The sequence below is a fragment of the Mesorhizobium sp. B2-3-15 genome, from assembly GCF_006442875.1.
In the GTDB taxonomy this organism is placed as follows: Bacteria; Pseudomonadota; Alphaproteobacteria; order Rhizobiales; family Rhizobiaceae; genus Mesorhizobium; species Mesorhizobium australicum.
Genome location: NZ_VFVO01000002.1, coordinates 571,165 through 584,967, shown reverse-complemented (window position 1 = coordinate 584,967; position 13,803 = coordinate 571,165). Strand labels below are relative to the sequence as shown.

The following is a 13,803-nucleotide window of genomic DNA, read 5'->3' as shown; positions in this document are numbered from 1 at the left end:
AAGGCTCCGGCCTGTCGGTAAACAGGGGTCGGCCCAAGCGGACCGACCCCGGTTTCTCGAAGGCTCATTGTTCCCTGATGAAGTCGGTATCGAGGATGGTTTTCGCGTCGATCGTCATCTTGAGCTTGCCGGCCTTGCCCCAGATGTCCTGCGCGAAATTCACCAGCTCGGACGCCTCGCTCTTTTCCGGCGTACCGAAGAATTCCAGGTTGCGATCGCGATCGTAATAGCGCACGCCCTTGGCACCGGCGGCGAAATCCTCGGGCTTTTCGAGATAGCCGCCAATGCCCTTGGCCATGATCTCATAGGCCTTTTCCGGATTGGTCTTGATGTATTCAACCGCTTTGTAATAGCCCTTGACGAGGGCCTTTACGTCCTCGGGATGTTTTTCGATCAGATCGCATTTGAGGGCGATCACGTCGACGATCAAGCCAGGGGTGGTCGTGGAATCGATCAACACCTTTCCCTTGCCGCCCTTGCGGACCTCGGTGAGGTGCGGCTCCCACGTCACGGCGGCGGGAACCTGGCCGGCGATGAAGGCGGTCGCCGCGTCATCGGCGGTCATGTTGGTAATGGTAACGTCGTCCTCGGTCATGCCTTCCTTTTTCAGGAGCACGTTGAACCAGAATTCGGAAACGGAGCCCTCGTTCAAGGCCACCTGCTGGCCCTTCAGATCCTTGAGCGACTTGATGTCGGGCTGCGTGACGACGCCATCACCGCCGTGGCTGTCGTCGAGCGCAAGGACGTATTTGAAGCAGAGATCGTCCGAGCGGTACTTCATCAGCTCGTCTACGGTGGAGGCGGCGCCATCGAGATCGCCGCCGGCGACCGCAGCCATGTAAAGCGCTGATTCTTCTATGACCTTCAGGTCGACGTCGACGCCGGCCTCCTTGAAGTAACCGAGGTCGCGGGCAAGAAACAGCGGCCCGTAACCTACCCAGGTCGTCATGCCGAGACGGATGGCGCCCGCATTGGCGGGAGCTGCAAGCCCCAGGCCCAGCAGGCCTGCGCCGACCGCGCCCATCAGGCAGTTTCGAAATGTCTTCATTGTCGTGGTTCCCCTATGGCTGTTGCCGGCATCGGCCTCATTCTCGCGGCCTATGCCGGTTGCGTTTCGGCAGCCGCTCTTGTTTGGGCGTCGCCTCCCAGCGAGCCTTGCGTGTTCTAAGGTTTGCAACAGAGCATCCGGGCCGGATCGCAAAAAGAAGTCTTTTTCTGCCCATTGCTTCGTCGAAACCGAAGCGGCTCGATAGCCGATCGGCGGCCTGGCTCTGGACCTGGCTGGCCATTTTCCGCAGGGTCGCCGACAGAAGCGGCCTCAATGCCACGGCGCTCGAAAAGACGAGAGCCCCGTGCGCGAACCCCTCCTGCGGGGAATAGGAACCGACGAGGGCGGCCGACGTTTTCGCCAGATGAACGAAGCTGCCCGCACGAGATTGGAGAGCCTGCCGAAACGCAGGCTCATCGGACTGGAGCCAAGGTGGAACTGAACGGCGGATGTCTTTGCGGCCGGATTCGCTTCAACGTCACAAGCGAACCGAGAGTGCACTATTGCCATTGCGATATGTGCCGGCGCGCGACGGGCAGTGCATTTGCGGTCCTGGCGTGGGTGCCTTCGCCAGACCTGACCTGGATCGACGCCACTCCCGCCTATCGCCGATCTTCGCCAATCGCCCAAAGGGGGTTCTGTCCTGCCTGCGGATCGCCGCTCAGCCTTGCCTATGACGTCTCGCCCGGGGAAATCGCGCTGCATGTCGGCACATTCGACGATCCAGCGCGGCTGGAGCCTCGCTACAACTACGGATCAGGGCAGCGGCTCGGCTGGGTCTGCTGCGGCGTGGACTTGCCGCACCGCGAAACCGAGGAACGCTGGTAGCGCATGAAGGCGATGCGGCTCGCTGGCCGAAAGGACGGAGATCGATGTGATGAGTATTTTCTATCGGGCGGCCAAGATTGCGGAGCAGGCGCATGCATCGCAGCATGACAAGACAGGAGGCCCCTATATCGATCATTGCCGTCGAGTGGCCGACGCCGTCGAAACGATAGATCAGAAAGTCGTCGCCTATCTGCACGATGTCCTGGAAAAAAGCGAAGGCTGGAGCCGGGCCAAGCTCGAAGAGGCGGGCTTTGGACCGACGATCGCCGCCGCGGTCGACGCCATGACACGCAGAGAAGGCGAGGACTATTTCGCATTCGTACGCCGGGCCGCCTCGAACCCATTGGCGCTGCCGGTAAAACGGGCGGATCTGGCCGACAATATCTGGCAATCACGGCAGATCGGAGCATCCACGGCCAAGTATGAAGAAGCATTGCGCATTCTTGACGACGAGTTCTCCAAGTGAATGCCGGGATGCTGGCGGCAATCGCGTCCTGGCATGCGACAGGCGCCCCTGAACAATGCCTGTAGTCGCGCGATGCCAGAATACATGGATTACGGGAACCAACCCGTTTGGTAATTTTCGTACCAACGTTTTTAGTGACACGCTGGGTGGGTGGTTTTATGAATCCGACGATCGATCCCCGTCGGGCATGCCTTCCGGTGCGCAATGCCTTGGCTGCCTTCGGATCGCTTCGAGACCAAGGTGACGCCCATGCGGGAATTGCCGAAAGACATCGACGCCGATGTGGTGATCGAAATCAGCAGATTGCTGGACGACAGCGCGCTTTTCGTGCCTGTCCGCGTTCATGAACTCACAGCAAGGGTAAGGCAGAAAGTGAAGACGGGGTTGCCGGATCGTTCGATCGAAGAATTGATCGTGGAAATGGCTTCCTTGCGTCGATTGGCCATGGCCTTTGAGCTGCCCGGATCGGAAAATGTGGTGCAAATTCCACAGCGACTCCTACGCTGACCGCATCAAGGTCACGCGCTCCACCCGGCGGTCAGGAAAAGCGATGCCTCGAACACCTGGGCGCCCGCCTCATTGCGCACCTTGCCGGTATGTTGACCAGGTCGCGATCCGGCATTTCATCGCGAGCAACTTCCTGCGAAATGCGAATGGCTTCTGCCCTCGCCTGTTCTCGCGATTCAAATGGCTGGCCGTCGTCGTGCGGCACGGAGCCATCACTGTTATAGAGATCGAAATGACACCGTTTCATTTTCGGGGCAGCCTTGGACACCTCTAGCGTGCTAATACCTAGCGACACTGGTGGTTCCCGCTCCGGCGCTTGCGCCAGAATACGCGCAGGCTGCCGATGATAGGGTCCGCCATCTTCCGAAGGCCTAAGGTCCGGCTGCTATCCTTGCGTCCAGGACATCTGGCGATCGGCGTTTCAACCCCGATCGCCTCGAGGCTATGATGTTAGAGTCCCTCTATCTGCAACTCGGCCAGCACGACACTCTGTCGGACGTCGAGAAGGTCTTGCTGGCCGAAACGGTTGTTTTCGGACGCGAGTTCGAAAAGGGGCAAGATGTGGTCAAAGCGGGGTCCCGGCCAACCTATAGCACCATGCTGCTGGATGGGCTGGCGGCACGCTACAAGGTGCTCAAGGACGGCGGCCGGCAGTTCACGTCCTTGCAGGTGCCCGGTGACTTCGTCGATCTCCACGCCTTTTTGCTCAAGACCATGGATCACGGTATCGTCGCGCTGTCACCTTGCCGGGTGATGTACGCGGACCACAACAAGCTGAAAGCCATTACGGAACAGGCCCCTCACCTGACCCGGCTGTTGTGGCTCGATACGCTGGTCGATGGGGCCATACATCGCGAATGGATCGTGGCAATGGGCCGCCGCTCCAGGACCTCGCATCTGGCCCATCTCATCTGCGAACTGTTCGTACGTCTGCAGGCGGTGAAACGCACCAGCGGCATGAGTTTCCATCTACCGTTGTCACAGACTGAAATGGCCGACGTGCTTGGGTTGTCGGTCGTGCACATGAACCGGGTGATCGGAGGCTTGAAGAAGATCAAGGTAATCACCTGGACGAACCATATGGTCACCATTCTGGACTGGGACCAGCTTGCCAGGCTTGCCGAGTTCGACCCTACCTATCTGAGCATCAACAATGAACCGAGATGAGCAGCCTTAAACTCAGTTATGAGGCGGATTGCTCCACCACAACTCAAGCGGCCCGCGTTACGAGCGGGCCTTGTCATTCCCTACGGGTGGATAGCGCCTGATTTGGCGGAAAGCCGGTCCAGCAGCTTGCGCGATTCCTCGATTACGCGCCGCGTGTCTTCAATATTCGAGCGAAGATCGGCAATCTGTGCCGCCGCCCTCCGTTGATATAGGCGCGCACTTTCATTGAGGAAGTAGTCAGGTTCCCACGGGTCCATCGCGATCAGATCCGTTGCGCACCAGTTCGAACGTTACCTTTACCATACGTGGGGTTTGCTAGCACCAGCACGGACATGCAGGGCAACCTCTCGGAAATTGCCTTCAGGCATCTGGTCCTTTGCTATTTCGAGCAACGCCTTTGCCGCCTCATCCTCAGCTGCCCCCAAGCTCGGAAGCTCGGTTCCTTCAGTGTCCGGGTAGGAGGTTCCGTTGTCGACTAGATCAAAATAATAGCGCGCCATCATCGGTAACAAGGCGGCGCGACCTTTGTTCCTCTCGACTTATCGCGAGTGCCGGGTAACGCATGCTTTGAGTCCTCAGTATAGGTTACGCCGCCGATAACAGCGTGAGGATCAGTTTCACTACCGGGCTTCCTGCGCATACAATCCGATAACTACCGAGCTGCGGTCACGCGCCAGACCGTGTTTCCGACATCGTCCGCAATCAACAGCGCGCCCGCCTTGTCGACGGCAACGCCCACTGGCCGCCCATGTGCCTTGTTGTCATTGTCAAGGAAACCGGTGACGACGTCCTGAGGCTTACCGTCAGGATGACCTCCATTGAACGGTATGAAAACGACCTTATAGCCGTTGAAGCGCTTGCGGTTCCAACTGCCATGTTCGCCGACAAAGGCGCCATTGCGATAGGATTCGGGCAGGTTGGTGCCGGTGTAAAATGCCAGTCCCAGGGGCGCGACATGGGAACTCAGTGCATAGTCCGGAGGGATGGCCTTGGCGACCAGGTCCGGCCGCCGCGGCATCACCCGCGGATCGACATGCTGGCCATAGTAGCTGTAGGGCCAGCCATAAAACGCGCCGTCCTTGACCGAAGTCATGTAGTCGGGAACCAGATTGGGGCCGAGTTCGTCGCGCTCGTTGATGACGGCCCACAGCGCTCCGCTCTGCGGCTCCCAGCTCAAGCCGTTGGGATTGCGCAGCCCGCTTGCGAAAATGCGCGAACGGCCTGTCGCCCTGTCGACCTCCCAGATCGCGGCGCGATCCTTTTCCGCCTGGACGCCGTTCTCGGTGACGTTGCTGTTGGAGCCGACACCGACATAAAGCAGCGATCCGTCCGGACTGGCGACGAGAGACTTGGTCCAGTGATGATCGATCGGGCCGCCGGGCAGTGGCGTCAGCACGGTGCCTGGCGCGGTGATCTTGGTCTCGCCGGATGTGTAGGGATAACGCACGATCGCATCCGTGTTGGCGACGTAGAGATCGTTGCCGACCAGGGCTACGCCGAAGGGCGAATTGAGATGATCGAGGAAGACATCCTGCACGTCGGGCACGCCGTCGCCGTTCGTATCACGCAACAGCGTGATGCGGTTGCTTCCCTCGGTGCCGCCGCCCGACGTCGCCATGGACTCGATCCAGCCCATGATCAGGTCCTTCGGACGCTTGATCGCGGCGCCGGGCGGCGCCACGGACTCGACCACCAGAACGTCACCGTTCGGCAAGGTGTAGAGCGAGCGTGGATGCTTCAATCCCTTGGCGAATGCCTGGATCTGCAAACCCTTCGCGACCGTTGGTTTCTCGTCCTGCTTCCAGCCGACGACCGAAGCGACATGCATGGGCGGAACAAGATATTGCGTTGGTTCAGGCAGTGTCGGATTTGGCCCGACCTGGCCGCTTGGGTCTGGGTCGTCGTTGCTGCAGGCGGGCAATGCCAAAAGCGATCCGCACATGAGACCGAACCCAAGGGCACGCCGGATGTGAGTGTTCGAAACCCGCAGGGCGTTCATTCGAGCACCTCGACGCGGCTGCGGCCGGTGCTCCATTCCAGCAACCACACGAGAACCAAGACGATCACGGCCGCCGCGGAGAGGATGAGCCCTGTCGGCACGACCGACGTCCAGGCGTCACGGCTGTGCACCAGCGCGTTGAAGAACGACAGCACAAGCACCACCAGGCTGCCGAGCAGATAGGCTCCGTGCGTACGGAGAATTCGACGGGTGAAGAGATCGAAAAGCGCCGCAAGCACCGCAAGAGCGCCCATCACGAGGCCGGCAAACAGCAGCCATGCGGAAAAATCGGCCCACATCATCTCCGCCGTTCGCCAATAGGTGAGGTCGGTCAGCAGCGTGCCGATGAAACAGGCATTGGCGACCGCCATCGGTGTCCGATGGATCGGACGGCCGACGACCACCGGTATCGATCGCGAATTGGCCACGGATCTTCTCCGCCCCTGCTCCAGATGGCATCTGGGTTTCAAACAAACCTGAAGTTGAGATGTTCCGGGAACTGTTTGCGTTCAAGGACTTGTGATTGCCCTGACCAATGCCGATCACTGTCGGCGGTGAATGGCGCGAAGCGCGGTGTGCTCCGGGAATTCAAGTTCGCAATGTCCGCCGCGCGAGTAACATTACCTGGCAAGCGGTGGGACGCCAGTTCCATTCCGTGTGCGAGATGAGCAGGGCCCGTATCGCCTCCCGTCAGTGAGATTAGGTTCGGCTTCGTACGTTTCTTACCGAGCCTTGGCCCTTTATTGTCAGTCATTGGCAGATGACTAGATTAACCAGGCGGCATCCCCAATCATGCCGCAGTGGCCGATGCGGGCTTAGGCAATGTGCCGTCACCGGCATCGTCGCGTCGGCCACTTCCGCGATCCTCGCCCAGCAATGTCGGCATGATGGCGGTCAGCTGGGCGGGCGGTCCTGCCTCGAAGGGTTCTTTGAACCGAGGTCCCCGACCAGCCGACGGTATTGCAGTTCGGGAGGGCCGTAAGATTCCCGTGCCAGCGCCACGAGACCTTTCCGATCCCGGATCGTGATTTCGCCGCGGCGGGCACGGATGTAGCCATGGCTCTCGATTGTCTGAAGCCCCACGGTAACCCCGGGGCGCCTGACGCCCAGCATGACGGAAAGGAATTCGTGGGTTATCATAAGCCTGTCGCCAACGGTCCGGTCGCTGCACATCAGAAGCCATCTCGCCAGCCTGACCTCCAGGCTGTGCCGCGCGTTGATCGACGCCGTGTAGCTGGTCTGGACGTGGAGATACTGCACGTAGCGCAACAGGAACGGCCGCAAGGTAGGGCTCTCTGCCAAGGCTTCGACGAACGGCGCGGCGCTCATCCGTATCGCTTCGCTCGTCGACTGGATGTAACAATCGAAGCTTGCCAGATCGTCGCCCATGATCAGCGCCGAACCGGTCATACCTTCGAAGCCGATTATTCCCACCTCCGATTCAGCCGTTCCCGCAGTCTTGGCGACGACCGATGCGATGCCACTCTCCAGGAAATAGACAGCTTCGATCTTTTGGCCTTCGATCTCCAACGGCGAGCGCAACTCCAGAAAAACACTTTCGAGATGCGGCCGCAGCCGCTCGAAATCGGCCACGCTCATTCGGCGCAACAACTCGCTCTTGGCCTGCAGAATCTTGGGATCCACGAGACGCTCTCCACTTGGGCAAGAGCACTGGGATCTCTCGGCCGGCCGCGCCCCTCGAACGAGGGGACGGTGGCAAAACATAAACTGTCCCACCCGGCCAGCACTAGGCAGGCGGCCGCGTCGGTATGAAACCGACAATAGCTGCTGTGGACAAATCGCAAGTTTTGTCGACTATCCATCCTTCGCCAGAAGACGAGCTTCCCTGAGGATCGAAGAGCGGTCGAACCCTACCAGCAACACTATGTCACGTATCTGCTGTTCCGTAGCGCCCGATTCCCGGGCAAGTGTACGAACGGCTTCGGGCGCCAGACCGGGGCGCTCAGGGTCTTTCGTCATGACATCCTAGCCTCACGCTGGGGCAGGAGTGCGATGGTCGCTCCCAAGCGTCAACGCCCGGATCGTGCTGCTGACGACCTCTTTGTGTACGCCTTCGTACCGAACTTGGCGAATCAATTCGAAACACGCCGGTTCGGGTGATTCCGGCGCGCCTTGTTTTGCACTCGCCCAAGAGTCCTTGCAGATCATGGCTATGGCGCGTTCGGAACGCCGCGCCTGTTTGCCGCGTTTGAGCTTGGATCGCTTTCCATGCAGAGGTGAAACCCCATGTTCGATTGGCTGAAGCGCGGCGCGCCAGAACCGCGCAAGGGCATGCCCAGCCCCCGCCTCGACGAACAGGCTTTCAAGCGTCGCTATGGCGAACAGTTCAACGATCCGGCGTTCGGGCCCCTGGCTGCCGACATCGAGCGGATAACGGAGGTCGCCTGGCAGGCCTATAGGGATTCCAGAAAGAGCCCGCGGACCCGAAAGGCGGGCCGTGGCTTCGCCGATCCCGATTACGATCTGGCGGTCGATTGGCTCGAGGCGAGACAAGCAATCGAGCGCGCAAAGCGCATGAACGAGCTGGGCAAACGACGCCGCGTCCTGATCGTGAACGGATCGCCGCGCAGCGAGCACACCTGCCCCGGCGAGATGTCCAAATCCTATCGTTTTGTCGAAATCGCCCGGAAGATCTTCAAGGCCGGCGGCGCGGAAGTCGAGATCCTGGATTTGTCCCGGCTGGCCGCCGAATACGGCCGCAAAATCTACCCTTGCAAGGCCTGCTTCTCCACCGCTGCCGCGCTTTGTCACTGGCCTTGCTCCTGCTATCCAAATCATTCGCTCGGCCAGACGCAGGACTGGATGAACGAGATCTATCCAATGTGGGTTGCCGCCCATGCGGTGATGATCATAACGCCTGTCCACTGGTATCAGGCCACCTCGCCGCTGAAGCTGATGATGGACCGTCTGGTATGCGCCGATGGCGGCAATCCCGATCCTAGTTCCACGCACGGCAAGGAGGCGCGGGAGGCGAAGGCGCTGGAACTCGAGGGATGGGACTATCCCCGGCACCTTGCCGGCCGGCTCTTCTCGGTAATCGTGCACGGCGATACCGAGGGAGCCGAAAACGTCCGGCGCTCTTTATCGGATTGGCTGAAATCGATCGAAATGGTCCCGGCGGGGCCGAAGGCCGAACTCGACCGCTACACCGGTTATTGGAAGCCATACGCTACCAGCCACAACGAGCTCGACGACGACATGGACCTGCAGGAAGAAGTCCGAAACGCGGCGCGTACGCTTCTGGCCGCTGCGGTCGCTCGGAAGGAGGGCACTTTCGTCGCCGCTGGACAGTCGCTGACCGATCCTCGGCAAAAATGATGTTCGACGGCTTTAGCCTGGAGATCGTCAAGCTTGCGGATGCGACATTGCGCGTGCGCCATGGTGGGGCTGGCCCGCCAGTGTTGCTCCTGCATGGGCACCCGCGAACCCACACCACATGGCATCGCGTCGCGCCGATCCTGGCAAGACATCACACCGTCATTTGCCCGGACCTGCCGGGGTTCGGGCAATCGTCCGTCCCGGCCGATGCCTGGGAAAGCGCGGGATCTTCAAAGCGGGCAAAGGCCGGCATTTGCGTGGCTCTCATGCACAGGCTTGGTTTTGATCGTTTCGCCGTCGCCGGGCATGACCGTGGCGCCCTTACCGCGTTCAGGATGGCGATGGATCATCCTGCCAGTATTTCGCACCTTGTCGAAATCGATGGCATTCCGGTCCTTGAGCATCTGGAGCGTTGCGACAGCCGCTTTGCGACAGAGTGGTGGCATTGGTTCTTCTTTGCCCAGCCAGACAAGCCCGAGCGCGCCATCAATGTCGATCCGCAGGCCTGGTATGGCGGATCGGCCGAGGCGATGGGCAGAGAAAACTTCGAGGACTATCAGGCGGCGATCAGCAGTCCGCATGTCGTGCATGGCATGCTGGAAGACTACCGGGCCGGGCTCACGATCGATCGCCGGCACGATGCGGAGGATCGCGCCCGAGGGCTCCGGGTCGAATGCCCAACGCTTGTCCTGTGGTCGCTGCGCGACGATCTTGAACGGCTCTATGGTGATGTGCTGGCGATCTGGCGCCCATGGGCCCGGCACCTGCAGGGCCGAGGCATCGACAGCGGCCACCATGTCGCCGAAGAAGCACCGGACCTGTTGGCAAAGGCGATCCTGGACTTCCTTGCTTGAACAGCCGCTGCCGGATGACACGCAGCGTTCGTTCCCCGGGAACAAATCTCCCTTTGGAAAATTGTGACGCCGAGAAAAATGCCGCATGCTCCGGGCCGGAAATATCGCCTTGCGACGGAGTTCTCATCGAGCAGGGGCTCGCCATACGGTCTGACAAGGCCGGCCAGACGGCGCCAGGGGCGATCGCGCCGGCAAGGATGTCGCCGCTTGCCGGGACAGGGGGCCACCATTGAACGCACCAAATAGGCTTGGGCCAAGGAGGTGTAAGATCGATCCCAATCTGTGGTTCGCCTTTCTCGGCACCGTGATCCTGTTGCAGATGCCGCCTGGGCCCGACAGCATGCTGGTCATGGCACGTGGCATCGGGCAAGGCCGTGGCGTGGCGTTGTTCACGGTCGTGGGAATGACATTGGGCGCAGGCATGGTGCAACTGCCGCTGATCGCCCTGGGTGTCTCCTCGCTCTTGCGTGCATCGCCATTGGCATTTGACACGCTCCGTTGGGCTGGAGCAGCCTATCTGGTCTGGTTGGGCCTAAGTTTGCTCTCGGACACGAAAAGCGATCTGGATCTCGATTGCGTCAAGCGCGTCGGGCCGCTCGCCGCGATACGGGAAGGTATGATAGCCAACCTCATCAATCCTTGGCCCATGACTTTCATGATCGCTTTCCTGCCTCAGTTCGTCGATCCGAACCGTGGCTCTGTCTGGTTCCAGATGCTGATGCTCGGCGCGACCCAGAAACTGACTGGCGTCTTGGTCCTGGGGACCTATGCGGTTGCTTCTGGTGTGCTCGGCGAATGGGTCATGCGTCGACCCCGCGTGAGACTTTGGCAACAACGGATAGCGGGCTGCTTCATTGTCGGCCTTGGCATTCGAATGGTTGTGGGCGGCGGGGCCGGCAAGTGAAGCGAAAGTCTCCTCCGCAGATCCAACCATGACAAGATCGAAGCAGGTTTCAGGCTGGGCATGTTCAGCGAGCTGCGCAGCACGGAAGCCGGATCTCCTGATCGAGTTGGTTGAACCGGCGGGGATGCCAAGGCAGAAGCGGGCGCTGCGCTCTATCGCTACAATGTGGCCAAGTCCGGCGTCGCGGATCGAATGCCGATCGGCGCCATAGTGCGGGATGCCTCGGGAAAGGTCCTTGGGGGTTTGTGGGGCAGGACTGAGCTTGGACTGTTGTTCCTGGACATGTTTTTCGTGGCTGAGGATGTACGAGGAAAGTCGTATGGCCGGCTCCTGTCAGCCGTTGAAACAAGCTGCGCCCGCGCCGTGGTCGAGACCAGCAGCTTCCAAGCACCTGGCTTCTATGTTCGCCACGGATACGAGGAATTTGGCAGGGTTGAATTTGGCATTCCTGGCGCGGCGCGCATCTTCCTGCGAAAAGAGCTCTGAAAATTGGCGCTACAACCCTTTGGCGCGCTGGTGTATCGAAGGCGGCGCTTCATTCGAAGCGCCCGCCGCAATCGTGGTTGCTGAAGTGGCGGAGCCCCCACTGCCAATCGGTTGAAGCTCCCGCCTTGCCTTGCGAGAATCGCACATCGTTACGGCGGCTCCAGCATCCTCGGCTAGGATTTTTGTTCCGACGGGGGAGAGATCCGTTCCCGTAGGGACTGCTCCGTCGTGTCGGCCGCGGACTTGACGATTTCACCAATCTGGTCGGCCACCGTGCCTGCTTGCGTGTCCTGCCGTCCAGCTTGCTGCTTGATCGTCTCATAGGCGTCCGCGGCAACCTGCTTGGCCTGATCGAGGCCTTGCTCGAGCATGGTCTCCGAGGTGTTGCGAAGCTTCTCGCCATAGCCGCCCAGCTGCTCATCCTCCATTGCGGTATGGGGCAGCATGGCGCCTATCGCGGCGCCGATGGCGAGACCGACCGCCGCAACGGCGAGGGGCTGATCGTTCAACAGCTCCTGTGCCGAGCGGCTGGCTTTCGCAGCCATGTCGCCAGCCGTCGATCCTGCGCTGGCGGCGTTGCTCGTCAGCCCTTCGGCGACGCCGCTTGCTGCGCCCGATATGGCTGCGCCAGCGCTGCTTGCGGCCGACGTGAGCGATTCAGCGGTTCCGGAGAGCGTGCTGCCCAAGCCGCCGCCCTCCGCCTCGTCATCCCCGCTGGGCGGGGTTGGCGCCGTATAGCCGGCCGGGCGACGGCTGCCGTTCGACGGACCGCTGCCCAGCATCAGCCAAGCCAGACCGGCGCCCACCATGGTCACGGGCAAGGGATTGTCCCTGACCTGCGTTCTCAGGTTGTTGAGCATTGCCGAACTCTCTCCTCCAGAGAAGATGCCGGTGAATTCGTCCAGCAATTGTCCCGGTGTCATTTTGCCTCGAATGGATTCGGCGGTCTCCACCACCCTGGCGCGCGCGGCCTCGGCCTCGCGTTCGAGTTCGGCTGCGGATTTCTCGGTCATCTCACTTGTTCCTTGATCACAGTCGCGTCGCGCCTGAGCTGTTCCTGGGTTCGGTCGGGAGTAAGTTCGGAAGGCGCCATGCTTGCCATGCCGGTGCGCAGCAGAATGACGCCAAGAATTGCCACCACCACGCCGACCAACAGGGAGGACCACCCGGCCCCCAGCCCTGCCCGCGTCAATGCGATGACCAGTGCCTGAAGCAGCACGAGCAGAGCCGCGAGCAGGCAGATGGCCCCGCCCAGCACCTCGGCGGCGCCAGCTCCCGTCTTGGTAAACTTTTCAGAGAGCTCCGCCCGCAGAAGCCTGGCTTCGGTTTGCACCAGCGTGGTGACGTTTTGCGCCAAGTCGGTCACCAGGGTCGCGAGGCTGGGATTATCTTGAGTGTTCATCTGTCTTGCTCCCCATACTGCGTGGCCAGATCGTCAACACCGCCGCCGAATCCTTGCGCCCCATCGGCCGACCAACCAGCAGCTTCGCCGGTCTGCGAATTTGCACCACCCGAGGCACTTCGAGATGCTTCGGGGCTTCTGGGCGGGGAAGCCTTGATGAACCGACCCAGCGCCAATCCGGCCAGTACAGACCCGGCAAGCAGGACACCGGGGTTTTGCCGGCCGAAAGACTGCACATCCTCAAGCACCTGGCCAAACGGCTTTTGTTTCAACGAGGAGGAAAGCCGCTCCAGCCCGCCAGCGGCGTCCAGGGCAAATTTCGACGCGGTCCTTTCATCATTGTTGGCCAGATGCTCGCTGGCCGCGCGCAACGCGCCGCCCAACGCCGCCAAGCTCGATCCTATGTCGCGCTGCGCCTCCTCCGCCTTGTCCGAAATAACCTGCGTGGCTTCTGTCGCGTAGTCGCCAGCCTTGCGGGTCAGTCCGTCGCGAGCATCGTGAAGCAACTCGCTCGCGCGCTCTTTTTCCCGGCCAAGTCTGTCGGAGACGTCGCTTGTCGCCTTGTCGAAATCAGTGTGTTTACGGCCCTGGCCGTCATTACGTTGCATGGGTCACCTAGTGAAAACCGAGGAAGGAGAGGACCGCGAGCACGACAACGACGAGGCCGATAAGATAAATGACACCGTTCATGGCACGTTCCTCCTTGGCAGCCCAACTTCATGGACCCTGCGATGTTCCGTCGGCGAAGAGCTTTTTGCGATCCAAGAGCAATGCAGGAAGAACCGGTCCAGAGCGTCGCCAGT

General features: G+C 60.8%; 15 protein-coding genes. 8 read left to right on the top strand and 7 right to left on the bottom strand.

Annotated features, from left to right (window positions below; genetic code table 11):
• Nucleotides 1–64: 64 nt before the first annotated feature.
• On the bottom strand, nucleotides 65–1,048 hold the full coding sequence (locus FJ954_RS06735; RefSeq protein WP_015316450.1) for an ABC transporter substrate-binding protein: 984 nt from the start codon (nucleotides 1,046–1,048) through the stop codon (nucleotides 65–67).
• A 432-nt stretch (nucleotides 1,049–1,480) separates the two neighbouring features.
• Between FJ954_RS06735 and FJ954_RS06730 the strand changes: the two genes are divergently transcribed.
• The 4 genes from FJ954_RS06730 (at nucleotide 1,481) to FJ954_RS06710 (ending at nucleotide 4,016) form a co-directional block, all read left to right on the top strand.
• Nucleotides 1,481–1,876 carry a GFA family protein gene (locus tag FJ954_RS06730; RefSeq protein ID WP_015316449.1) on the top strand — a complete coding sequence of 132 codons (396 nt, stop codon included), beginning with the start codon at nucleotides 1,481–1,483 and terminating at the stop codon, nucleotides 1,874–1,876.
• A 49-nt stretch (nucleotides 1,877–1,925) separates the two neighbouring features.
• Nucleotides 1,926–2,342, top strand: a complete 417-nt coding sequence (locus tag FJ954_RS06725) for an HD domain-containing protein (RefSeq protein WP_140660835.1) — start codon at nucleotides 1,926–1,928, stop codon at nucleotides 2,340–2,342.
• Between the two features lie 249 nt (nucleotides 2,343–2,591).
• The gene (locus tag FJ954_RS06720; protein WP_140615391.1) at nucleotides 2,592–2,849 is read left to right on the top strand and encodes a hypothetical protein; all 258 of its coding nucleotides are present in this window, start codon (nucleotides 2,592–2,594) and stop codon (nucleotides 2,847–2,849) included.
• A 447-nt stretch (nucleotides 2,850–3,296) separates the two neighbouring features.
• Nucleotides 3,297–4,016, top strand: a complete 720-nt coding sequence (locus FJ954_RS06710; RefSeq protein ID WP_140660834.1) for a Crp/Fnr family transcriptional regulator — start codon at nucleotides 3,297–3,299, stop codon at nucleotides 4,014–4,016.
• Nucleotides 4,017–4,668: 652 nt separating this feature from the next.
• On the opposite strand, the gene FJ954_RS06700 is transcribed toward FJ954_RS06710, so the two are convergent.
• From FJ954_RS06700 to FJ954_RS06690, 3 genes are all read right to left on the bottom strand, one after another.
• Nucleotides 4,669–6,015, bottom strand: a complete 1,347-nt coding sequence (locus FJ954_RS06700; RefSeq protein ID WP_140660833.1) for a sorbosone dehydrogenase family protein — start codon at nucleotides 6,013–6,015, stop codon at nucleotides 4,669–4,671.
• A complete protein-coding gene (locus FJ954_RS06695) occupies nucleotides 6,012–6,443 on the bottom strand; it encodes a DUF2231 domain-containing protein (RefSeq protein ID WP_140660832.1) in 432 nt (143 codons plus the stop codon). Before FJ954_RS06695 ends, FJ954_RS06700 begins: the two co-directional genes overlap by 4 nt.
• Nucleotides 6,444–6,909: 466 nt before the next feature.
• Nucleotides 6,910–7,659 carry a Crp/Fnr family transcriptional regulator gene (locus tag FJ954_RS06690; protein ID WP_140660831.1) on the bottom strand — a complete coding sequence of 250 codons (750 nt, stop codon included), beginning with the start codon at nucleotides 7,657–7,659 and terminating at the stop codon, nucleotides 6,910–6,912.
• A 603-nt stretch (nucleotides 7,660–8,262) separates the two neighbouring features.
• On the opposite strand from FJ954_RS06690, the gene FJ954_RS06685 reads away from it, so the two are divergent.
• From FJ954_RS06685 to FJ954_RS06670, 4 genes are all read left to right on the top strand, one after another.
• A complete protein-coding gene (locus FJ954_RS06685; protein ID WP_140660830.1) occupies nucleotides 8,263–9,354 on the top strand; it encodes a flavodoxin family protein in 1,092 nt (363 codons plus the stop codon).
• Nucleotides 9,354–10,208 carry an alpha/beta hydrolase gene (locus FJ954_RS06680; protein WP_041163351.1) on the top strand — a complete coding sequence of 285 codons (855 nt, stop codon included), beginning with the start codon at nucleotides 9,354–9,356 and terminating at the stop codon, nucleotides 10,206–10,208. The genes FJ954_RS06685 and FJ954_RS06680 overlap by 1 nt, the downstream gene beginning before the upstream one ends.
• Nucleotides 10,209–10,437: 229 nt before the next feature.
• On the top strand, nucleotides 10,438–11,112 hold the full coding sequence (locus FJ954_RS06675; protein ID WP_140660829.1) for a LysE family translocator: 675 nt from the start codon (nucleotides 10,438–10,440) through the stop codon (nucleotides 11,110–11,112).
• A gap of 192 nt (nucleotides 11,113–11,304) precedes the next feature.
• A complete protein-coding gene (locus tag FJ954_RS06670) occupies nucleotides 11,305–11,598 on the top strand; it encodes a GNAT family N-acetyltransferase (protein WP_210243305.1) in 294 nt (97 codons plus the stop codon).
• A gap of 173 nt (nucleotides 11,599–11,771) precedes the next feature.
• Here FJ954_RS06670 and FJ954_RS06665 read toward each other — a convergent pair whose 3' ends face one another.
• The 3 genes from FJ954_RS06665 to FJ954_RS06655 are packed head-to-tail and all read right to left on the bottom strand — an operon-like array spanning nucleotide 11,772 to nucleotide 13,608.
• Nucleotides 11,772–12,611 (bottom strand): DUF3618 domain-containing protein, encoded by an 840-nt coding sequence (locus tag FJ954_RS06665; RefSeq protein ID WP_140660827.1) that lies wholly within the window; start codon nucleotides 12,609–12,611, stop codon nucleotides 11,772–11,774.
• Nucleotides 12,608–13,000 (bottom strand): phage holin family protein, encoded by a 393-nt coding sequence (locus FJ954_RS06660; RefSeq protein ID WP_015316434.1) that lies wholly within the window; start codon nucleotides 12,998–13,000, stop codon nucleotides 12,608–12,610. The genes FJ954_RS06665 and FJ954_RS06660 overlap by 4 nt, the downstream gene beginning before the upstream one ends.
• Nucleotides 12,997–13,608: a hypothetical protein gene (locus FJ954_RS06655; protein WP_015316433.1), complete on the bottom strand. Its 612-nt coding sequence runs from the start codon at nucleotides 13,606–13,608 to the stop codon at nucleotides 12,997–12,999. The genes FJ954_RS06660 and FJ954_RS06655 overlap by 4 nt, the downstream gene beginning before the upstream one ends.
• Between the last annotated feature and the right edge of the window lie 195 nt (nucleotides 13,609–13,803).